This is a genomic window from Spirosoma arboris, from assembly GCF_009754945.1.
GTDB classification, from domain to species: Bacteria; Bacteroidota; Bacteroidia; order Cytophagales; family Spirosomataceae; genus Spirosoma; species Spirosoma arboris.
Genome location: NZ_WPIN01000018.1, coordinates 23,740 through 45,878, shown reverse-complemented (window position 1 = coordinate 45,878; position 22,139 = coordinate 23,740). Strand labels below are relative to the sequence as shown.

The window sequence follows — 22,139 nt, the reverse complement described above, 5'->3', positions numbered from 1 at the left end:
AATTACGCCACCAAAACTTAAGTATCACCTAAGCGAACGACAAGGATGTATCTAACCGATAACGATTCGTTATTGAGCTCGATACTACCAATGCGTTAGCAACGATCTGAAGTTTGTCCAACTCCTTTTTCAGAAGATAGAATGCTGTCATTTTGTGTCTTATTGGTAATGGAAGATGATCTGATCGCCAACCGGCTTGCCACCATCGTTGGTGCAACCTGTTCAATCGTGCGATTCAGGGACGAGAAAGATGCAGAAAAATGGTTAACCGACAGCCAGAAAGTAGACTTGATAATTTCCGATAAAAATAGTGGTCCCGCCATGGTCTCCATGGTACGAAATAAATCTGATTATCAACTGGTTCCCTTTCTAATTACCTGCCGCTTTGGCGAAACCCATTTACTTAAAACAACGCTTGTATCCGGAGTTACAGATATATTAGTCATCAACGAGGAAAACTATAAACTTCAGTCAAAAATCGACTACTACCTTGGTTTAAACAGCCAGGTTCAAACTTTCAGTCCTACTGAATCGATACCTTCCATACATCATTTTAAGCTACCCTGGTGGAAACGTTTTATCGACATAAGTGTCTCACTAACAATATTGATTCTGCTATCTCCAGTAATGCTGCTGGTTTCATTGCTCATATTTCTGGATTCTAAAGGGCCTATCATTTACAGATCAAAGCGGGCTGGTGCCAATTTTCATGTGTTCGACATGTATAAGTTTCGGACCATGAGCGTAGAAGCCGATCAGCTACTCAATCAACTTTCCTCTCAAAACATTTATGCCCAGACCAAACCTAATGGAGAAGCCAGTAACGGTGCGATGAAGCTTTGCAGCACTTGCCGAGAGCAAGGGTTGACCTGCCAACGTTTACTGATTGATCATAACAGGTCGATTTGTGAAAAACTGTATCTGGAGGAAACGGAGGGTTCGGCCAAGTTCATGAAGTTTCGAAATGATCCCCGTATCACCCGATTAGGCACCTTCCTGCGGAACAGTAGTATTGACGAACTCCCGCAGCTAGTCAATATTTTGTTGGGCGATATGTCTCTGGTTGGGAATCGACCGCTACCGCTTTACGAAGCCGAAAAGCTAACCTCCGATGAATTTGCGAAACGATTTGCTGGCCCAGCCGGCTTAACCGGTTTGTGGCAGGTAAAAAAACGGGCAAAGGGGCAAGGTCCAATGTCGGACCGGGAACGGACACTGCTCGATATTGAATACACAAATAATTTTTCCTTTAAGACGGATCTTCAGATCATCTGGAGAACCTTTTTCAGTTTATGGCAAAAAGAGAACGTATAGACGATGGGCCCGGTCTCGTATCGATCATTACGATCAATTACAACCAGGCTGAAATTACCCGTCAATTTCTGGAATCGACCAAGCACCTTATTTATCCGAATTACGAACTTATCGTGGTGGATAATGCGTCCATTCAGCCTTTGAGTGATTATCTCGATCTGAGCCAGTTTCCTCATCTTCAGCTGATTCGGAGTGAAGTAAATTTAGGTTTTACGGGTGGTAATAATCTAGGAATACAGAAAGCAAAGGGCGACTTTTTCTTTATTGTCAATAACGACACAGAGCTATCGCCAACGTTACTCGATGAATTACTGAAGCCGTTCAGCGAACAGAAGCAGGTCGGGGTCACCTGCCCAAAAATCAGATTCTTCGATGCACCCCAACGGGTTCAGTATGCAGGCTACAATCCGATCAATCTGTATACGGGACAAGCAAGAGCCATTGGCTTTAATCAGGAAGATGATGGGCGGTTTGACAAGCCTCACCCTACCTATTTTGCCCATGGATGTGCCATGATGGTAAGCCGGAAGGTTGTAGACCAGGTTGGCCGATTTGCCGATCGTTTTTTTCTGTATTACGAAGAACTCGACTGGTCACAGCGTATTCGAAACGCTGGTTTTGTCATTTATTACCAGCCGACTGCGTCTATTCTGCACAAAGAGTCGGTCTCGGTTGGGCAGGATAGTCCACTACGTACCTACTATCTGACCCGCAATCGGATTCTGTTTATGCGACGGCATTGCTCGTCGTTTCAGCGTTTTATCTTCTATATGTACTTCGGTGCTTTTGTATTGCCTAAGCACCTTATCTCATACACAATTACCGGCAAGTTAAAGCACGCTAACGCATTCCTCCGGGGGGCATTCTGGCACCTGACATCAACCAGTATATCACCTGTATAATCCTCTAACAGACCAAACTCAACTCTAAAACCCAGCTCATACAGAAACCAAAGTCAATAACTCAGTGACTCGTTTTTTCGAGTACAGTCTAAAACTACTCGAAAAGCCGTTTAGCCGAGTGCCAGATTTCAAGCTAATCAGCGGTGCTGACTAGCTAATCGAAGAATTGATGAAAATTATGCTTGACCATACCGCCCTATCCATTAACCAATTGCGCGATAACCGTTGGCTGTTTACGCTTTTGGGGGTATTGTGTGCCTTAGTGGCTGGCTGGCTGATTGGCTCGTGGGGTGTTATGGGTGCCCTCATGACCGTGGGTGTACCAGTGGGCCTACTTCTTATGGTAGGCATATTAGTTGAGCCGAAACTCGGTTTATTGGTCTACCTCAACTTAAGCTTTCTAATTGGTTTTACTCGTTTTCTTACAGTCGATATAGCCGTAGGTACAGGACTCGACGGCATATTGGTACTGACTTTACTAAGTACCTTTCTGAATGGCAAACGAATGAACTGGAAGCGGCTCCGTCAACCCGCTTTCTGGATATTAATTGTCTGGCTATCATTTACGATTCTGGAATACTTTAATCCTGAACATCCTCACCCTTCCTCCTGGTTTTACCACGCTCGTTCCTTTTCATTAAGCTGGTTCCTGATCGCAATTGTCGTATCTGTTAACCCGATTACAAAAAACGATATTAAAGTCCTATGCGCGCTATGGCTTGTCTGGTCGTTCTTCGCAGCTTTATGGGGTTTTAAGCAACAGTACATCGGTCTTGAACAGGCCGAACTTAGATGGCTGGCTGCAGGTGCTGAGAAGCAACACATTCTATGGGGGCAACTACGTAGTTTCTCATTTTACTCCGACGCGGGTCAGTTTGGCTCCGAGATGGCTGGCATCACCCTCCTTTGTCTCATCTTATTTTTTGAGACGAATTCGTGGCTATACCGAGCCGTGTATATATGCCTGGCTGTTATTGCTTTCTGGGGGTTTGCCGTTTCTGGAACCAGAGGGGCCTTATTTGTCATACTGGCTGGTTTCCCAACCTATTTAGCCCTGAAGCGAAATCTACTTCACATTTTTCGGGCACTTATGGTGGCTGGCCCTTTGCTTGCTCTCCTGTTATTTACGCACATCGGCGATTCTGTGTATCAGATCTGGCGGATTCGGTCTGCCCTTCACCCGACAGAAGATGCTTCATTTATCGTTCGTCTGGAGAATCAGCAGAAACTACGAAACTTCCTGAAAGACAAGCCTTTCGGCGCAGGAATTGGCACTTCATCGGGTGCCGGACAACGCTTTTCACCAAACTATTTTGCGGCCCAGATACCCACAGATAGCTGGTATGTTCAAATCTGGATTGAAACGGGTGTTGTTGGCCTTACGATCTATTTACTGATGCTGCTCGGTTTTATACTGATCGGCACCTTTAAAGTCTGGCAACTGAAAGACCCCTGGGTATCTACGATGATGATTGCACTGCTGGCCGAATTCGTTGGCATCTGTGTCGTGAGCTATACCAACCCAATACTTGGTCAGTTTCCAACCAGCACCATTCTGTTTATCAATTCATTTCTGTTTACCACCTGCGATCGGTGGGATACAAAAACTAAGTAGCATGAGAATCGGAATCGAAGCACAACGTCTCCTACGGCCTCATAAACATGGTATGGACATCGTAGCGCTTGAAACTATTCGAGCTTTAGCTACCTGTTCGCAACACGAATTTATCGTTTTTGTAAAGCCTGATGCAGACCGCGATGGATTGCCCAATACGCCAAACATGAAAATTGTCGAACTGGCTGGTGGGCCTTATCCTGTGTGGGAACAGTATGCCTTACCCAAGGCGGTGAAACAGTATGGAATTGACTTACTGCATTGTACAGCGAATACAGCTCCTCTTCACTGTCCAGTGCCATTAGTGCTAACACTCCACGACATTATTTTTCTGGAAAAACAGCCCTTGTTGGCTGGCAGTTGGTATCAACGCTTTGGGAATCAGTACCGACGCTGGAATGTACCCCGAATTGTAACAGAATGTGAGCGCATTATAACCGTATCACACTTTGAAAGGCAACGTATCGTCGACCATCTACATTTGGCTCCCGAGCGTGTAGTGGCCATTTGGAATGCGGTAAGCGACCAGTTTCGGGTTATTGAGGATACCGCTCAAGTTGAGCTTATTCGATTAAAGTATAAACTACCTAAAGAATTTATTTTTTTCCTGGGCAACACTGATCCCAAGAAGAATGTAAAAGGTGTTTTGAAATCGTTATTAGCGCTAAAAAAACAAGGAAAACTTACGCTTCCGGTGGTCATATCGAACTTACCCGCTGCTTCATTAACCGATCAGCTTAGTGAAATTGACGGGCAGGAACTGGCTAACGACATTATATTGTGTGGTTATATCCCGAACTATATTCTGCCGCTGGTCTATAATGCTGCGACCATTTTCTTATGTCCCTCACTGCGCGAAAGTTTTGGGTTGCCAATTCTGGAAGCCATGGCCTGCGGAACGCCTGTTTTAACCTCGTCGACATCATCGATGCCAGAGGTAGCGGGTGATGCGGCCTTGCTGGTCGACCCTAATTCGGTCGAAGAAATGGCAAGCGGCATCGAGCGACTTATAAAACAACCTGCCCTTCGAGCTGAATTACGCGCGAAAGGATTGCAACGGGCAGCCCTATTTTCCTGGGAAGCCACAGCCAATAAGTTGCTCACGGTGTATGCTAATTCGATGAATCACTAACGTTTACGAAATCTGTACATCACTCATATCCTCTCTTCCTCTTTTTAACCAATTTTTCTTACTACTCTAACTTATCCTAAAGGCCGTTTTTCCTGCTTACATGCAACAATTTGACAGTATAGTTTGCCTTGGCCAGACAACTTGGGAGGGTGATTTCCAGAAAGCAGTTGTACAATTGATGACCGAATTATCGGCTCGGCACCGGGTTTTATATGTAGATTATCAATATACCGTAAAAGACTGGGCGATGGGTGTTGCCGGACGTCAGGATATGCCTGTTCAGAAATCAATTCGCCTGCAGAATCCTCTCACGAAAAAAATCGTTGCGAACGGTAATGAGGTTCATGTATGGACTCCTCCCCTTATGCTGCCCGTCAACTGGATGTCGCCCAAACCACATGACTTACTTGTTCAGCAAAATGTAAATCGGTTAGTGAAAGGGCTTCGGCGCGTGATGCGAAAGTTGAACATGATTCGGCCGCTCGTGATCAATGGGCTCAATCCGGTGTTTGGCCTTCCTATGCTGCACAAGCTCAATGAATGCGCTACCATCTATTACTGTTTCGACGAAATAACGATTATCAATTGGATGAGTCGACACGGCAGTCGCTATGAACCGGATTATCTTCGTGGTGTCGATGCAGTTGTCACAACGTCAGAAACACTGCGCCGGTCGAAGTCGATCCTACAGCCAAACACGTACTGTGTAAAAAATGGGGTCAATTTTGATTTATTCAATCAGGCTTACCAATTAGCTCAACAGCAACCCCAACAAATTAACCCTATTGTAGGGTATTTGGGCACTGCCGATAACCGGGTCAATCTTGAGTTGGTAGCGTATTGTGTACGTACGATGCCGGATGTTACGTTTCAGTTTATCGGTGAAGTTCACGAACCCGGCTTAACCAAGCTCTCGTCCGTTTATCCAAACATTGTCTTCACTCCTCCTCATCAACCGGCAGACCTCCCTCCTTTGCTGGCAAAGATGAAAGCTGCTATGATTCCGTTTGTCTGCAATGAACACACTTACACCATTTACCCGCTTAAAATCAACGAATACTTAGCGGCTGGTTTGCCCGTTGTGTCAACTCCGTTCTCTATTCTCGATGATTTTGACGGAGTGGTTGACTTGGCCGCAAGTCCGGAAGAATTTGCTCAGGCACTACGCCGTGCCTTATCCGACGATAGTCCCCAACGGGTGAACGAGCGCATCACTATGGCAAAGAATAACTCCTGGACCCGGCGGGCCGAAGAATTTGAGGCTGTTATTCAGAAGGTTCCGAATGCGTGGATAACCGAATCGGTTGCTGGTTAAACGTAGCGCCACTTAGTTTATTAACCACAGAGGCACAAAGAGCACAGAGGTAAATAATTATTTAGATCTCTGTGCTCTTTGTGCCTCTGTGGTTAATACGCTTCTCCTACAAAAGTCCCTTCCGCATTTCTTTTACGGCATGATCGGCAGCTCGTGCGGTGATCGCCATGAAGGTCAGGGAAGGGTTTTGGGTTGAGGTCGATGTCATACAAGCCCCATCCGTCACGAATACATTTTTGCAGGCGTGTAATTGATTCCACTTGTTCAACATTGACGTTTTTGGATCTTTACCCATTCGTACGCCACCCATCTCGTGAATATCAAGCCCCGGCGCTTTATCGGGCACGTCATGCGTCTGAATGTTTTTGAAGCCGGCCACAGTCAACATTTCTGACATCTGCTCGTGAAAATCCCGGATCATCTTTTCATCATTATCGTCATACGCCACCGAAATCTTCAACTGAGGAATCCCCCAGGCATCAGTCAGATTGGAGTCGAGGGCTACGTAGTTGCTTTCTTTCGGAATGGTTTCGCCCATCATATGCGACCCTACTCGCCAGTTACCGTATTTGGGTTGCATCAGGCTCGATTTCAGACCTTCGCCCATTCCTGACGTATCTACGTTAGTAGCACGGCTTGAACCAAAACCCGCTGCATACCCACGTAGAAAATCTGTTTCCTGTTTATGTACGTTGCGAAAACGAGGAATATAGCTACTGTTTGGCCGAATCCCTTCTGTAGTCGTATCCTGAAAGCCCTCGTGCTCAGCCGAAATAGTAGTCCGGAAATTGTGAAACGCTACATATTTACCCAGTAGCCCATTATCGTTGCCCAGGCCATTCGGAAAACGGCTTGACTTCGAGTTTAGTAGTACTAAGTTCGAGTTCAAACAGGCGGCATTAACGAAGATGATTCGGGCGTAATACTCGGTCGTTTCTTTTGTATGGGCATCAACCACCCGCACACCTGTAGCCTTATTCTTCTTTTCGTCGAAGATAATAGAATGAACCACCGAGTCGGGCCTCAAAGTCATTTTACCAGTTTTAGCAGCCCAGGGCAAGGTCGAGGAGTTACTACTGAAATACCCGCCATAAGGGCAACCCCGCTGACATAAGGAGCGATTTTGACATTGCGCTCTGCCTTGCTGATAGTGAATGGGTTGCGGCTTGGTCAGGTGCGCGCAACGGCCTATGATTATGGGGCGCGTACCGTTATAATGTCTGGCCATTTCGTCCGTGAAGTGCTTCTCAACACAGGACTGTTCATGTGGTGGCAAAAATTCGCCATCGGGCAAGGTCGCCAGACCATCTTTGTTGCCCGAAATACCGGCAAACTTCTCTACATAGCTATACCAGGGAGCAATATCGGCATACCGGATTGGCCAGTCCACAGCGAAACCATCGCGGGCGGGGCCTTCAAAATCAAAATCCGACCAGCGTTGCGTACCCCGTGCCCACATCAGCGATTTTCCGCCAACCTGATACCCCCGAATCCAGTCGAACGGTTTTTCCTGCACATAGGGGTGCTCGTTGTCTTTAATGAAGAAATGGGTGGCATCTTCCCGGAAGGCGTAACATCGGCTGGCAATTGGGTTAGCCTCTCTCATTTCCTTGGTTAACTGGCCCAGGTGCTGAAACTCCCAGGGCTGCATCATCGTGGTTGGATAGTCGGTAATGTGTTTTACATCGCGACCACGTTCCAGAACCAACGTACGTAAACCTTTACCGGTCAACTCTTTGGCCGCCCAGCCACCGCTAATTCCAGAGCCAATAACAATGGCATCGAATGTTCGGGCTTTAACTGAATCTATATTTAAAAAAGACATGAGGATCGATTTGAGTTATTGAAAATTTGTTGTTGAAGTGTTTATCGACTACCATCGGCAGCCAACTTGGGCACGGGTACACAGCCATGATAAAAACCGGGAGCCATGTTGAACTTCGCCACATTAACCAGGTAATACTCTGAGTTTGTATAGCCCTGAATGGTCAATCGTTTCATCATGTCGACAAAGGATTTTCCATTTGGATCTGTTGAAGCCGTCATTTTAGCCAGTATATCCATGCGTTGGGGCGCGTCGCAATCAGTGAACGGCTTGCTATAGGTTTGCTGAGCGGTTGAATCTGCCAACGTAAGGCCCTGCGCCAACAACGTCTGGGCAGGCTCACCGTAGCAGTCATTGATCATCCGCATCGCGAACTGGTGAACCTTGAGCGATTTAGCTCCTGGCGTAGTCGTTTCCGGGATAATTGTCCCGACAATTTCCCCGAGAAGGGCCTCATTATCTACAGACAGACCAGAAATCTGCCCAAGGGTTTCGGGTGTCCAGCCGGAGGCCCAGGCTGGCAGGCTAACTAAGCCCCCGAATGTCATGGCTAAGTTTTTCAGTACGGAACGTCGTTGCATAATTGGTATAAAATTTAAATGCGATGAGATTACGTTTCTTGACAGGATTGACAGGATGAACAGAATTGGTTTTGCCATTAGAAATCCTGTTCATCCTGTCAATCCTGTCAAAAAACTTGTATTAAACAGTTTGCCCTACTCGTTCTAATAATTGCTTGGTGGCACGAATTCCATCGTCTTCACTTAGGCGATTTCCGGAGTATTCAATGCCTGCGTATCCATTGAAAGCCAGTGTTTTACCTTTTTTAACGATCTGAAGCAACCGTGTATAGTCGATTGTGGTTTCGTTCCCCTGCGCGTCAAAATCTCGCGCCTTGGCACTAATTCCTTTAGCAAATGGCATCATTTCTTCAACGCCCAGGTAGCGGTCGTACACCTCGGTCTCGTTTAGCTTAAAATTGTCGAAATCGGGTAAGGTACCTGCATAGGGATTATTTACCTGCTTCATTACATTGGCAAGCCACTTCCCATCGGACGAATAGCCGCCGTGATTCTCTACGATTACCCCAATCTTATTTTTAGCCCCGTATTCGGCCAGACGACCCAGACCGTCGACGCTGGCTTTAGCAACCTCTTCGGCGGTACCTTTTCCGCGAAGATTAACCCGGATCGAATGACAGCCCAGGAATTTAGCGGCATCAATCCACTGATAATGGCTTTCTACCCCCTCTTTCCGTTTTGCATCGTCCAGGTCAGCCAGCGGCCCTGCGGTATCGACCATAATCAGCACATTGCGAACGCCTAAATCATCAGAACGTTTCTTTAGCTCGCTCAAGTATTGCTGGTCTTTCGCTTTATCCTTAAAAAACTGATCGACGTATTCCACCGCGCTAATACCAAAGTCGTTTTTGGCTTTAGCAGGAAAATCTATATTACTTAGTTTGCCCTCTTTCAATGTTCGGTGCAACGACCACTCAGCCAGAGAAATCTCAAAAAATAGCTTCTTGGCAGGAGCTGCGCTGGCTATTTCTATCGGAAGACCAGTGAATAGGCCAAGTCCGGCAGTGGTCAGGCCCATGTTTTTGAGAAAATCACGTCTTGATGAATGCATAAGGAATAGGATAAAAAGGGTCGAGGCTTTACCGAAGAGTTGACTCGTCGGGAACAAATTGAATGGCGGATACCCGCATCAGAATCTGATTGCTCTTTGCTCTGGTATTCTTGAATACGAAGAAGAGCGTATGGAATCCCTCCGTAGGTGTGATCGTCGCTTTTATAGAAGCTATTGAACGAGCCGGGTCCCGAACCTCAACCAAAGGCGTTTCGCCAATGAGTTTACCCGTCGGCGAATCCAGGCGAACTTCAATCGTACCACCAGCCGCATCGACCTTAGGAGAAGCCTGAACCATGAAATCAATTTGGTTGATTCCGCCTAAGTCAATGGTGTGATAGCCCAGGTAAGCACCCGAACCAACCACATAGAACGACTTACCTTGTGCGGTAATAAACTCGGTGCTTTTCGATTCATCGGCGGTTTCAGGGGCCAGCACCGAGCTACGCAATACAACCACACTCTCCCCTATACTGGCGGGCAAACTGGCGTTCCCTTTATCGGTATAGGCGGCCCGCAACACAAACGACCCTTTGGCACTTTCACCCATTGGAACGGTCGTCGTATAGCTTCCCTTTGCGGGTAGCGCCTTGACAACAGCTTTGTCTTCTGACAAGCTCAGAATATAATTGACAATCTGGGTAGCATCTGCAATCGATAACCCTGGGTGAGCACTCATGCTCGATTCGCCCCATACGCCGTTACCACCCGCAATTACTTTCTTCGCCAGTCGTTCCGAAGCAGTTCTGTCGCTTTTATATTTTTCAGCGATTTCTTTATACGCTGGTCCCACCGACTTGGTTTCTACCGTATGACAGGCCCTGCAATCACTAGCCGCCATCAACTGCTTCGCCGTAGAAGCCAGATTAGCAGTCGCATCGGCATAGCGGTGTCCAGCGGCTAGCTCGACCTTATCGAAGCTCTCAGGCACGTAATTGATGTTAACCGCGACTTGAGCGGATGCAATTCGGCCATCAGCCAAACTGCCATCTTCTTTGTCGGTTACGTCAACAGTATAGTCGATTGTTTTACCGGGAAAAAAGAAGGTTTTATTCCCTTTCGTAATGGCAAACGATACAGAAGGCGGTTCATTACCAGCTGTCAACTCCAACGATTTGCTGTTTTTGTCCCCTTTGGCGTCGCTTACAGTAAGGGTAGCGGTATATATGCCAGCTTTATCAAGCGTGATCGTCGGATTAGCACCAGCTACCGTTTGGTTTTGGCCGTTTTTCGACGTAATGGTCCACTGGTAAGTCAGCGCATCCCCGTCGTAATCTTTTGTTCCTTTCGATGACAAGCTCACCTGAAGAGGGATGGACCCGCCTGTTTTGTCAGCCGATACCTGCACTACGGGTTTGCGATTGCCACCGTTGTATTCGATCCGCACCAGGCGGGCATTATCATTCCCCCGAAACCAAGCGCTACCATACTCTAATAAGTACAAATCGCCATCAGCAGCAAACTTCATATCAATTGGACTATCGAACCGTTCGCTGGGCAGGAATCGCTCCATCGACACATAGTTGCTCTTTTCATCCATAGTAACGGCCATAATCCAACCCCGAATGAAATCGGTGATGAACCATTTACCTTCGTAATAATCGGGGAATAGTCGCGGGGCGTTTTTGAAATCTGCCTTGTGGAAAATTGGCCCACCCACGGCACTGCGACCTCCGCTTCCCATGAGCGGAAATTTCTCCGAGGCTCCGTAAGAATACCAGATGAACGCGCCCTGGGCAGGAGGCAATTGTGTTAGACCCGTGTTATTGGGGGAGTTATTGACTGGCTTTGCCGGATCAAAACGTTCTCCTGATTTGCCAGTAGCAAAATCCCGGTCCCAGTAAGCTGCATTGTCGCCCACGAAATAGGGCCAGCCAAAATTACCAGCAGCTCGGGCCTGATTGAAATCATCATAGCCATTCGGACCAATCGTTACCGAATCCCGCATATCAGGTCCGACTTCGCCCCAATACAGGTAGCCCGTTTTACTATCAATCGATAACCGCCACGGGTTACGCAGGCCCATCACATAGATTTCAGGACGGGTTTTAGGCATGCCTTTGGCGAATAGATTACCTTCTGGAATCGTGTAGGCGAGAGCGCCCGCAGGTCCGTCAGCGTTGGGATGAACACGAATAATTTTACCACGCAGGTCATTCGTATTTGCCGATGATTTCTGGGCATCCCAGGGAGAACGGCCCGGTCGTTCATCAATAGGTGTATAGCCTGTTACGCGGGGGCTCGTGTTATCTCCGGTAGCCAGATATAGATTTCCCGAATCGTCAAACACCATGCCTCCGCCCGTATGACAGCACTGTTCGCGCTGGGTTGGAATTTCCAGCAACACCTTTCGGGATTCCATCAACAGCGCATCCCCGCGTAGTTCATAGCGGGCCAATATATTTTTAGGCTCGCTGCCCTCAGGCGAATAATAGAGGTAAAGCCAGTGGTTCTGTTCAAACTGCGGGTCCTGAACGACACCTAACAAGCCATCTTCAGCTTCGGAAACTTTACCCTCACTGCTCGTATATTTCGTGCTTACCGGAATGGTAGCAATGAGTTTGATTTGCCCCGTGGCTGGTCTGAACAGATGAATTTTTCCTTTTCGCTCGATGAACAGCACCCGACCGTCTTTAAACGTCGTCAAGGCCATTGGTTCGTCCAGCTTATCGGCTACTATGACCTTGGTAAATCGGTTTTCTTCCGGCGGCTTTCCCGAAAACAGATTGCTACGTAACCGGGCATCATCTACGAATGAGAATGCCCATAAACCAATCAAAGCAATACCGATGGTTAGCGCGGAGGCTAGTCGTTGCATGGGAAAAGCTGCTGAGTAAAAGTTAATAATTACTAGAAATAGTTAAATTATCGACTTTTCAAAGATACATATTTTCCCAAAAGGAATGGATGGTCGGGGCTAGGAACGCTACCGCTTTTTACGCACATAACCCACTGTCCCAGGTGGCTAAAAAATCTACTTATTGGCGACCTCAGGCCTCTATATCATCTAATTGAAACAAAACTTCGACAGTCGTATTAAAGGCTTTCGCCATCCGTAAGGCAAGTACAGTGGAGGGGATAAATTTCCCGGTTTCAATAGAATTTAAACCCTGTCGTGATATCCCAATGTGCTTGGCAAGGTCGGCCTGTGTCCAGTTTTTCTTAGCTCGCTCCACCTTAATCGTGTTTTTCATACCCCGTACTTTTGTTTCGAAATGAACCAACCAACAAAATAAAAGACCCAGCAATAAGCCACCAGATACCCATAGCCAAACCAGGTCGGGCTCGAAATATCACACAGGCTAAGCAAAAACAAAAGCATCATCAACATTACCGTCAATGAAAAACCGATAACTACGGCTTCTAACTGGACCCGTTGCTTCACTTCGTCCATTACCGAAAAGGCTTTGATTAATTTAAAAATAAAAATAGCGAACGTAATAATTGGCACTATCGCAATAATCACCGAAACAGGCTGGTCAACTATACGATGTTTTAACAGCCATGTTGCTGGCAAATAGGTGGCTCCGTGTATGAGAGCGAAGATAACAGAGTTTTGGTTCGCGTTTTTTTTAGATTGTTCCATCATGTTTACTTGTTTAGCTCCTCACAAAGATAGGTAAACATTTCATTTTGTCAAGTATTATAGACAAAAAGTCAATAATAATGGCGTAATATAATCCAACTGTGGTTCTGGCAAGCGCACGGGTGCCCTGTTCTTCTGGCGCATCACCGAAGGTTATAAGTAGTGTGGTTAATGGCTCAGGCTAGCCAAACACGCTGTGATCAAGCGTGTAAAAGGTAGGCAGTTCGGCTATGGGTCTATGGGCAACCGCTGCCGGATACTCATCAAAAACCATAAAACTTGTAACCGTCCAGTTGCCCGATGCCCCTATCAAATCGCTTCCAATTGGGTGAATCCCATTCAATGAGGGTATATGTTGAAAATCATCATCCAGGCCTTTGGCAGTCGCTTTAACCAGAGCCTCTTTCCGTGTCCATAAGTCGTAAAATGCGAAACGACTGTCGTGGCTGGCTTTGATATACGCCTGTTCAGGCTGGCTGAAGCTTTGGAACAGCATATCCTGAAACATAAAATCAGGGTTTATTCGCTCTGTATCGACTCCAACGCTGGCGTTTCCGATAGCCACGACAATACAATCACCTGAGTGGGACACATTTAGGTGCCAGGATGTATTGCCGTTAATTTCAGGTTTTTTATTGATACCTAGTGTAAATTCTATCTCACTGGGCTCCTGGTTGATATAATGCCCAACCAGAATTCGTACCATACGCCGAGTGTAGATATATCGATTTCGATCCTCCTGCCGATGGTATCGCTGTGCCTGACTAATCTCGTGAGGTTGTAGTTCTGTTTGCTGATTATCAGGGAGAGAGCTACTCACTACTCGAAACCGAAATACAGCGACTGGATCATTGTAGGAACAGACAGACAACGGTTGCCACGAAACACTGGGCAAAACCGTATTGGTTACAATCACATCAGACATAGGTGGTCTTGTCATATGTACTATTTGCATCGACAAGTTACCAAGTTAAGCCATATCACTACAACTAGACATCCCAATCAAACAAATGGTGACCCAAGGGCGGAATTTTAGTCTTAAGCAATAAGTATGGCTTCTGCGATCCGTAAATTTATCAGAAATAGTTATCTGATAGCTAACAAGTTACGTTTAGCAATCTGCCTGGTTACCTGTTTGTTTTATACCTTTTTCCAACCCGTTGTTGCTCAAGTCTGTGCTGACCCATCTGGTGAACTCGTGTTCAATCAAACGTTTGGCACTGCCAGCAATCCGGTTTCAATCGCAGGCTTAACTCCGTACGAATATGAACCAATAAATTGCCCCGGCGATGGCCAGTATACAATTGCACCAGTGCTCGATGACAGTTGTTTTAATGCAACCTGGTACGCTGTTTCAACAGATCATACGCCCAGCGATGTGCAGGGTAATATGCTAGTTATCAACGGAGGTAGCCAGGCCGGAATCTTTTATCGGCAACCCGTTTCTGGCCTTTGCAAAGGAACAAGTTATGAAGTTTCGGTTTGGGTACTAAACCTGCTAAAAACAGGAACCTGTTCGAATCCATTAATACCTAACCTGTCAATAAATGTAGAAACGAACGATGGACTGATTATTCAATCGACCAATATTGGTCCAATTCAACAAACAGATATTCCTACCTGGCGTCGCTGTTCTATTTTGTTTACTGTCCCTACTGCTGATGGTGAAGTGGTCATAAAATTAATCAATAATCAGGGTGACTTGGGCTGTGGAAATGATATGCTTATCGATGATTTACAGGTGAAACAATGTAGTGAGTGTGTCGGGCCGCCCGAATTGGTGTATGTCCCGGATGTATTTACACCTAACAACGATGGGATCAACGACACATTAGCCATATTTCTTCGTACATCGGCTTCCAGTTCTTTCTCCTTAAAAATATATAATCGCTGGGGAAGTTTGATTTTCACCAGCACCGATCCAGCCCATAAGTGGGATGGGAACTATGCTGGTGTAGCTTGCGCGTCGGGTACTTATAGCTGGGTAATTGCCTACCGGTCAGGCACATCACCCAGGAATGAAATTGTTCGGACCGGCCATGTTCTGCTGATGCGTTGACATGCTGAAGGCCCGTTTTTCGGTCCTGGCTTTGATTGACTCATCATCTGACTAGCAGGTAGAGCTCGTTAAGTCGCCTAACCCATGAAAAGAGACGTGTTTAATCTATTAAGGGGCTTTCTCATTCTACTACTTTTCGTCCGAACCCAGGAAAGTAGTGGTGCGCTATCGCCTACACTAGTGTTACAGCACAGCGCTTCTACCAAAATACCAATTGATCCCAAACGCTGGTATCAGGTCAATAACGTATCAACAGGACTCGATGCTCTATTCGATGGCGTAACGACCGAAAGTGTCAATACAGGCTGGGGCAAGATATTGTCAAATTATGATGCCTATTACCCGCTACTCGCAGGCGAACAAATGAGCATCGAAAGCATTCGTCTCTACGACGGGGCGGGTACCAATACGGATAAGCCGGTAACCCTGTCGATTATTACAGATGAGTGGGAACGCATTCCGATTGCCCGCTTTACCGGCGACAACTATCAGACCTGGGTTGGACCAGACCCGGACCAGCCCACTGTATTTGACCTCAAGACACCCATCTCCAACGCTCGATACCTAGTGCTGAATACTTCTGGAGACTACCCGACTGAGCTGGAATTGTATGGAACTTACCAGGCTGGAGAGGAGCCAGCACTTACTGCCCTGTCAGCAACTCCTTTCCGAAATAAGCTGGGCATCAATGGATTTGAGTGGTACGTCGAAAATCCTGATGCTCCCTCTGCCTTACGGCCCGTCGACGATACGCGTGTTAACGCTCTGAAAAGCTTTTCATCGATGCGCCATTATATGGACTGGGATAAGCTGGAAGCCGATCAGGGCAGTTATACTTACAATCCTACGTTTAGCGGAAGTTGGGACTACGACGCCATGTATGAACGCCTACAGGCAGAAGGTATTGACGTACTTGCCTGTTTGCAAACGCTCCCGAAATGGATGGAAAATACCTATCCTGAGGAAGGTCGCGATTACAGCAATGTTCCTGCACCCTATGGCGCAGATCTCTCCTCCCCAAAATCTTACCTCGCCCATGCACAGGTCGCTTTTCAATATATAGCTCGCTACGGGTATAATAAACGGGTTGCCCCTTCCTTATTATCTGTCAGTTCAGTAACTACCTGGGCGGGGGTCAATTCGGTTAAGGTCGGCTTAGGACTGATTCGCTACATTGAGTGCAACAATGAGCCCGACAAGACCTGGAAAGGGCGCAATGGCTACCAGTCGGCACGTGAGTATGCTGCCAATCTATCTGCTTTTTACGATGGTCATAAAAATACCCTCGGCCCTGGAGTGGGGGTTAAAAACGCTGATCCTTCAGTGACCGTTGTCATCGGAGGAATGTCGACCGCCACTACCGACTATGTGCGGGCTATGATTGACTGGTGCAAAGAGTTCAGGGGTTATAATCCAGATGGTTCTGTGAATCTTTGCTGGGATGTGATCAATCAGCACCTGTACGCCAACGATGCCCAATCGTCGCAGGGTGGTGGTGGAACTCGGGGGGCGGCACCCGAACTGGCAGGGGTTGGCGATCAGGCGGCAGCCTTTGTGAAACTGGCTCGCCAGTATGCCAACGGGATGCCTGTCTGGATTACCGAAACCGGCTACGATATTAATCAGGGAAGCCCATTCCATGCCATTCCTATTGGGAGTAAATCAGCTCTACAAACACAGGCTGACTGGATTTTACGAACAGCACTCCTATACAGCCGGGTCGGTATCGATCGGGTATTTTTCTTTCAGGCCTACGACGATAATCTATCAAATCCCCTTCAGTTTAGCTCAATGGGTTTACTCAATGCAGATAAGACCCGTAAACCAGCCGCCGATTATTTGTATCAGGCCATGAACCTACTGGGTGATTATCGGTATAAAGAATCGCCTAAACCTACAGACGGCCCTGATGATTTGATCGTTGATCGTTATGAATTAGATGGCCGTTCGTCTTATGTGCTCGTGATCCCCGATGAAAAAGGTCGAACAGGTACGTATAATTTACCGGTGACTAAAGGAGATACCGTGCAGGTTTGTTTGCCAACTGCTGGCAGTGATCAGATGACCCGAACGGTGCAAATCAGTCAAATAGGTACTATAGCCGTTACGGTTGGTGAAACACCGGTATTCGTAGTACCCATATCGGCAACAAATAAAGAAGCAGTTCCGGATTTGAGTACATTGCAGATATACCCAAACCCGTCCGCAGATTATGTAGAGCTAGTAGTCGAAAATAGTAGTTTGAGGCCACTGGAAATTAGCTTATATACGACTGCTGGCCAGCGGCATAAGCAGATAAGTTTGCCGAAGTCGGGGCGAGTACTGCGCACGCAGCTTGACGTAAGTACATTACCACAGGGAACGTATGTACTGGACGTTCATCAGGGACAGGCACGGACTGTCAGGAAAATTGTGAGGGCCCGGTAAAAATTGACCCTATAGATTTGTAACCCAGCAAGGTAATTGAAGTAGCGTACCACATGAGTAATACACAAAAGGCAATGGACGGGGGAAAGTGGATCACAGTTTCCACTATTGTTTCAACCCTGTTTCAATTTGTACAGGTAGCCGTACTCGCCCGCATATTGGCACCGGCCGATTTTGGCCTTGTCAGTCTCAGCAATTTAATTATTGCTTTTTTCCAGGTCTTCGCGAACCTTGGTTTTTCGAACTCGATCATTTATAAGCAGGAAAGCGACCGAAACGTTTTATCGACCCTGTATTACCTTAATATGCTGGTTGGTTTTGTCCTTTTTATCGCCATCCATATCAGTTCTCCGTACATCATCTCATTCTATCACGAACCTAAGCTGGCACAGGTACTTAACCTGTCCTCCTATTATTTTCTGATTGTCTACTTTGGCCAGCTCTACATGTTCTTGCTGGAGAAAGAACTCCGGTTCAAGTCGGTAGCTATTATTGACATCACCGGAACGGTCGTCGGCTCGGCGGTCACGATTATTCTCGCTTACAATGGTTACCATGAGCTATCATTAATTATTGGCTCATTAGTCACACAGCTGACGAAGGCAATTTTACAAATTGCGTTTGGTCACCGACTGTTCACGCCTAAGTTGTTTTTTAATCTGAGCAATATCAAGGAGCACCTTCGTTTCGGAATTTTCAATATGGGCGAAGGCTTTTTAGGCTATGTGCAGTTCAACGCCGACAATATTTTTCTAGGTGGTATGTTGGGCGTAAAAATGCTTGGTTACTACACCATTGCCTATCAGTTATGCGTCTTTCCGATCATGAAACTCAACCCGATCATTTTGCAGGTTGCTTATCCCATACTGGCAAAAATGAAAGAGAACAATGACGATCTGAAGAAGTCTTATCTGAAAATTCTGGACTTTATCAGCTATTGTAACTTTCCCCTCCTGGCGGGTTTATTCATTACGGCCGACGGTGTTGTCCCCTTAATTTATGGCCCAGGTTGGGAGCAAACCACCGAGCTCATCCGAATTTTCGTCTTTGTCGGAATCTTTATTTGTGTGAGTCATCCCCTTTACACCATTGCATTCACAAAAGGAAAACCTAACCTGCTCTTTTTTCTCAATTTAGGGACGTTAGTGGTGAAAATACCCCTGGTCTATGTGCTCGGAACTTATTGGGGGGTAACGGGTATTGCTGTTGCTTTTCTACTGGCTACCCTGCTCAATATGATCGTTAACTTTGGGATGGTCCATTATCTAATCGGTGATTTTATTGGCGAGTTCTCAAAAAACATAGTGAAGCCAATTACGTTTTGTCTGATCATGGTCGGCATCATTGCCCTGTATAAATCGTTTGTTGGCTACACCGGTCTAGCCAATACCTTAGTGGAGGTCGCACTTGGCGGAGCTACCTATGCCGTTCTGACGCTATCCTACAAGCTCTCATTTGCCCAGCTAAAAGCCTTTCGACAGGGGCTTTTGTAGTCATTTCTTCATAATCAGCTAACTGTTTGTCTGAACGAGTGCTACTCGTAGAATTTATGGTTATTTTTTTTTGACTACTTCAACTTTTCGAAGTAAAAAGAATGACTCATATAGCAGGCATCAAGTCTAAATAACATCTGCTCAGAAACATCCCCATCAGACTATAAAACGGATGTACTGGTCAAGGCAGCTTATCCAGCCATTCCAATTAAGGCAGATTGATGTTACCGTCAGGCTACTGACGCCAGAATTAAGTACGTACTAACCCATCATGAACTGGCAACTTTTTACTAAATCATCTCCCAACGAAGCCTATAACTTCTCCTTTAAAAAGAGCGACAAACGACTAATACGGCTACTCATTTCGGTTGGTATCCTATTTATGGTGGCTTTTTTATGGGTGTATCTCCAGCCGAGCAATCAGGGTTATTCCTGGCTATTTGCCATGCTGACCATATCCGTCAGTTTCAAGCTGCTTCGTTTATTGCACGAGTGGTATCATTACTGGAATGTCGTTCCGGTAACCCCTCCGGCCGTCACCCGAACCTGGAGTGTCGATATTATGACGACCTTCTGCCCCGGCGAACCTTACGAAATGGTGCTAAATTCCCTCCGGGCGATTCAGGCGATTCCTTATCCACATACGACCTATTTGTGCGATGAGGCCAATGACCCTTACCTCCGCCAGGTTTGCGAGCAAATGGGTGTTCGGCACGTAACCCGCACAGACAAGAAAGATGCAAAAGCGGGTAACATCAACAACGCGCTGCAACAGGCTACTGGCGAAATCTGTGTGATTCTGGACCCTGACCACGTGGCAGTACCCGACTTTCTGGATCATGTACTCCCCTATTTTGAAGATCCTTCCATTGGCTTTGTGCAATGTGTACAGGCTTATTATAATTACCGGGAAAGCTTAGTTGCTTTTGGTGCAGCCGAGCAAACGTATACGTTTTATGGCCCCATGATGACCTGCATGGGGAATTATGGAACAGCTCAGGCTATTGGTGCCAACTGCACATTTCGTCGGGCTGCCCTTGATTCCATTGGTGGACATGCTGCCGGACTTTCCGAAGACATGCACACGGCTATGCAGCTACACGCCAAAGGATGGGCATCGGCTTATGTTCCCCTTCCTCTCTCCTATGGCTTAGTCCCAGCAACCTTATCCGCTTATTATAAGCAACAACTCAAGTGGGCACGCGGAACGTTTGAGCTTCTGGTAACTACCTATCCAAGGATATTTAGTCAGTTAACCTGGCGGCAACGGCTTCATTATCTGACGATGCCCTTATATTATTTACTAGGTATTGTTCAGCTGATTGATATCCTCATTCCAGTCATCTCGCTGGTAACCATGCGACTTCCCTTACGACTAGACCTACTCGTATTTGGAACCGCCTATCTACCGCTCTTAATAACCGCTTTTCTGATTCGTCAATATGCGCAACGCTGGCTAATTGAAAAACACGAAGCTGGCTTTCATACGCTCGGGGGAATACTTAGTAGCGGCACCTGGTGGGTTTATACCTTAGGATTTATTTACACTATTTTCCGGGTAGACGTCCCGTACCTACCAACGCCCAAACGCGATCAACCCCGTAATAACTTCATTCTCTGCCTGCCCAATATACTGATGTTGCTGATAACGATAGGCGCTATCGGCTATAGTACGTATCATTATGGCCGGTTCGCCGTTAGCAATATTTACTCGGAGCTGATGATCCTGTTTGCTATTCTGAACGCATACATATTGAGCCTGAATGTATTGATCGGGCAGGAAAAAATACTGGGCAGCGTAAAAAACTGGATCGCAAAAATGTCATTTCAGAAGCCGATTGTCTGGCCACTACGGATCGCCATCTGGCAAATGCGCTACGGACTATATAGCTGGATACGCCTTTCAGCCATTCCGTTGTTTGGTGGATTGGTCATTTTAACAACCGGTCTGGTAGCCTATACCGGCCGAAAAAAAACGTCAACGCTCCCACGCGAAATTCGCTTTGCAACGACTCAGCCGTTCTATTATGGATTGGAAACAACAGACCAGTCAACTTCCGCAACGAACCTTCCTAAGCCTGTCGTCCTGCCCAATCAGGTGATTATTCCCCAACATCTGATGTGGTCAGTTAACGCTAACGATGAAAGTACGATTACGTTACCCAAATTAGCAGCGACTCCCAATCAATTGCCCCTCTTGTATCTGGAACCTGCCCTTGCCGAAACAACTGCCCAGGCACATCAGTCAGAAGCAACGTTGCAATCATTTCTAGGCAACCTTAAACAGGGCCACTACAATAGAGATATACTGAAGTTGATTGGTACGATCAAACACTACAAGGAGCCCGTTTTACTCAGTTTCGCACCCGAATTTGACGATACAACCCGAGCGTGGGGTACAAAGCAGGAAAGCACGCTGGTACGCTATCAGCAAGCCTGGCAGTATATGGTGAAATTGCTTCAGCAGCAACAGGTCAATAATGTAATCTGGGTCTGGTATCCTACTCAATCGTCAACCATTGTGTCACACTTCCCCGGCAATGAGTATGTCGATTGGCTTGGCCTCGAAATCATCAATAATCCAGCCCTGGACGAAGACCATCAAAACCATTCATTTGCGGCTTTGTACCAATTGCTTCACAATACAATTCGCCTGCATGCCGACTATACTATCCGTCATAAACCCATTTTGATTGCACGTTTTGGAGCAGTCTCACCTGATAGCCATGAACAGGTATGGGTACGTGACGCGCTGACTATCATCGATGAACGCTATCCTGAAATACGAGGTATTGTCCTCAACGCACAACAGGCCCAGGCAATTCAACAGTCTGAATAA

General features: G+C 46.6%; 16 protein-coding genes. 9 read left to right on the top strand and 7 right to left on the bottom strand.

The window, feature by feature from the left end; translation table 11 throughout:
* The first annotated feature begins 141 nt into the window (after positions 1-141).
* The 5 genes from GO755_RS42075 to GO755_RS32330 all read left to right on the top strand — a co-directional run bounded on the left by GO755_RS42075 (position 142) and on the right by GO755_RS32330 (position 6,278).
* Positions 142-1,314 (top strand): sugar transferase, encoded by a 1,173-nt coding sequence (locus tag GO755_RS42075; protein ID WP_317166005.1) that lies wholly within the window; start codon positions 142-144, stop codon positions 1,312-1,314.
* Positions 1,293-2,216, top strand: a complete 924-nt coding sequence (locus GO755_RS32345; RefSeq protein ID WP_157589584.1) for a glycosyltransferase family 2 protein — start codon at positions 1,293-1,295, stop codon at positions 2,214-2,216. The genes GO755_RS42075 and GO755_RS32345 overlap by 22 nt, the downstream gene beginning before the upstream one ends.
* Positions 2,217-2,385: 169 nt before the next feature.
* A complete protein-coding gene (locus GO755_RS32340) occupies positions 2,386-3,831 on the top strand; it encodes an O-antigen ligase family protein (RefSeq protein WP_317166004.1) in 1,446 nt (481 codons plus the stop codon).
* A 1-nt stretch (position 3,832) separates the two neighbouring features.
* Positions 3,833-4,963 (top strand): glycosyltransferase family 4 protein, encoded by a 1,131-nt coding sequence (locus GO755_RS32335; RefSeq protein ID WP_157589583.1) that lies wholly within the window; start codon positions 3,833-3,835, stop codon positions 4,961-4,963.
* A 100-nt stretch (positions 4,964-5,063) separates the two neighbouring features.
* On the top strand, positions 5,064-6,278 hold the full coding sequence (locus tag GO755_RS32330; RefSeq protein ID WP_157589582.1) for a glycosyltransferase: 1,215 nt from the start codon (positions 5,064-5,066) through the stop codon (positions 6,276-6,278).
* A gap of 106 nt (positions 6,279-6,384) precedes the next feature.
* Here the strand turns inward: GO755_RS32330 and GO755_RS32325 are convergent, their stop codons facing one another.
* From GO755_RS32325 to GO755_RS32295, 7 genes are all read right to left on the bottom strand, one after another.
* On the bottom strand, positions 6,385-8,103 hold the full coding sequence (locus tag GO755_RS32325; protein ID WP_157589581.1) for a GMC oxidoreductase: 1,719 nt from the start codon (positions 8,101-8,103) through the stop codon (positions 6,385-6,387).
* Between the two features lie 41 nt (positions 8,104-8,144).
* The gene (locus tag GO755_RS32320; protein WP_157589580.1) at positions 8,145-8,684 is read right to left on the bottom strand and encodes a gluconate 2-dehydrogenase subunit 3 family protein; all 540 of its coding nucleotides are present in this window, start codon (positions 8,682-8,684) and stop codon (positions 8,145-8,147) included.
* A gap of 121 nt (positions 8,685-8,805) precedes the next feature.
* Complete coding sequence (locus tag GO755_RS32315) at positions 8,806-9,735, bottom strand: sugar phosphate isomerase/epimerase family protein (protein ID WP_157589579.1); 930 nt, start codon at positions 9,733-9,735, stop codon at positions 8,806-8,808.
* Between the two features lie 28 nt (positions 9,736-9,763).
* Positions 9,764-12,553 (bottom strand): PQQ-dependent sugar dehydrogenase, encoded by a 2,790-nt coding sequence (locus tag GO755_RS32310; protein ID WP_157589578.1) that lies wholly within the window; start codon positions 12,551-12,553, stop codon positions 9,764-9,766.
* A 172-nt stretch (positions 12,554-12,725) separates the two neighbouring features.
* On the bottom strand, positions 12,726-12,929 hold the full coding sequence (locus GO755_RS32305) for a helix-turn-helix transcriptional regulator (protein WP_157589577.1): 204 nt from the start codon (positions 12,927-12,929) through the stop codon (positions 12,726-12,728).
* Positions 12,926-13,324 (bottom strand): hypothetical protein, encoded by a 399-nt coding sequence (locus GO755_RS32300; RefSeq protein WP_198175000.1) that lies wholly within the window; start codon positions 13,322-13,324, stop codon positions 12,926-12,928. Before GO755_RS32300 ends, GO755_RS32305 begins: the two co-directional genes overlap by 4 nt.
* 178 nt (positions 13,325-13,502) lie before the next feature.
* On the bottom strand, positions 13,503-14,246 hold the full coding sequence (locus tag GO755_RS32295; protein WP_227687174.1) for a 4'-phosphopantetheinyl transferase family protein: 744 nt from the start codon (positions 14,244-14,246) through the stop codon (positions 13,503-13,505).
* A gap of 126 nt (positions 14,247-14,372) precedes the next feature.
* Between GO755_RS32295 and GO755_RS32290 the strand changes: the two genes are divergently transcribed.
* The 4 genes from GO755_RS32290 to GO755_RS32275 all read left to right on the top strand — a co-directional run bounded on the left by GO755_RS32290 (position 14,373) and on the right by GO755_RS32275 (position 22,139).
* Positions 14,373-15,380: a gliding motility-associated C-terminal domain-containing protein gene (locus GO755_RS32290; RefSeq protein ID WP_157589574.1), complete on the top strand. Its 1,008-nt coding sequence runs from the start codon at positions 14,373-14,375 to the stop codon at positions 15,378-15,380.
* A gap of 84 nt (positions 15,381-15,464) precedes the next feature.
* Positions 15,465-17,807 (top strand): T9SS type A sorting domain-containing protein, encoded by a 2,343-nt coding sequence (locus GO755_RS32285; RefSeq protein WP_157589573.1) that lies wholly within the window; start codon positions 15,465-15,467, stop codon positions 17,805-17,807.
* A 53-nt stretch (positions 17,808-17,860) separates the two neighbouring features.
* Positions 17,861-19,300, top strand: coding sequence for an MOP flippase family protein (locus GO755_RS32280; RefSeq protein WP_157589572.1), 1,440 nt, complete (start codon positions 17,861-17,863; stop codon positions 19,298-19,300).
* A 271-nt stretch (positions 19,301-19,571) separates the two neighbouring features.
* Complete coding sequence (locus GO755_RS32275) at positions 19,572-22,139, top strand: glycosyltransferase (protein WP_157589571.1); 2,568 nt, start codon at positions 19,572-19,574, stop codon at positions 22,137-22,139.

What these genes read in the sequence shown, in the direction of transcription:
- GO755_RS32345 (WP_157589584.1), top strand. Translation starts at nt 1,293, where the DNA reads ATGGCAAAAAGAGAACGTATAGACGATGGGCCCGGTCTCGTATCGATC.
- GO755_RS32285 (WP_157589573.1), top strand. Translation starts at nt 15,465, where the DNA reads ATGAAAAGAGACGTGTTTAATCTATTAAGGGGCTTTCTCATTCTACTA.
- GO755_RS32280 (WP_157589572.1), top strand. Translation starts at nt 17,861, where the DNA reads ATGAGTAATACACAAAAGGCAATGGACGGGGGAAAGTGGATCACAGTT.
- GO755_RS42075 (WP_317166005.1), top strand. Translation starts at nt 142, where the DNA reads ATGCTGTCATTTTGTGTCTTATTGGTAATGGAAGATGATCTGATCGCC.
- GO755_RS32275 (WP_157589571.1), top strand. Translation starts at nt 19,572, where the DNA reads ATGAACTGGCAACTTTTTACTAAATCATCTCCCAACGAAGCCTATAAC.
- GO755_RS32300 (WP_198175000.1), bottom strand. Translation starts at nt 13,324, where the DNA reads ATGATGGAACAATCTAAAAAAAACGCGAACCAAAACTCTGTTATCTTC.
- GO755_RS32290 (WP_157589574.1), top strand. Translation starts at nt 14,373, where the DNA reads ATGGCTTCTGCGATCCGTAAATTTATCAGAAATAGTTATCTGATAGCT.
- GO755_RS32340 (WP_317166004.1), top strand. Translation starts at nt 2,386, where the DNA reads ATGAAAATTATGCTTGACCATACCGCCCTATCCATTAACCAATTGCGC.
- GO755_RS32315 (WP_157589579.1), bottom strand. Translation starts at nt 9,735, where the DNA reads ATGCATTCATCAAGACGTGATTTTCTCAAAAACATGGGCCTGACCACT.
- GO755_RS32330 (WP_157589582.1), top strand. Translation starts at nt 5,064, where the DNA reads ATGCAACAATTTGACAGTATAGTTTGCCTTGGCCAGACAACTTGGGAG.
- GO755_RS32305 (WP_157589577.1), bottom strand. Translation starts at nt 12,929, where the DNA reads ATGAAAAACACGATTAAGGTGGAGCGAGCTAAGAAAAACTGGACACAG.
- GO755_RS32325 (WP_157589581.1), bottom strand. Translation starts at nt 8,103, where the DNA reads ATGTCTTTTTTAAATATAGATTCAGTTAAAGCCCGAACATTCGATGCC.
- GO755_RS32310 (WP_157589578.1), bottom strand. Translation starts at nt 12,553, where the DNA reads ATGCAACGACTAGCCTCCGCGCTAACCATCGGTATTGCTTTGATTGGT.
- GO755_RS32295 (WP_227687174.1), bottom strand. Translation starts at nt 14,246, where the DNA reads ATGTCTGATGTGATTGTAACCAATACGGTTTTGCCCAGTGTTTCGTGG.
- GO755_RS32320 (WP_157589580.1), bottom strand. Translation starts at nt 8,684, where the DNA reads ATGCAACGACGTTCCGTACTGAAAAACTTAGCCATGACATTCGGGGGC.
- GO755_RS32335 (WP_157589583.1), top strand. Translation starts at nt 3,833, where the DNA reads ATGAGAATCGGAATCGAAGCACAACGTCTCCTACGGCCTCATAAACAT.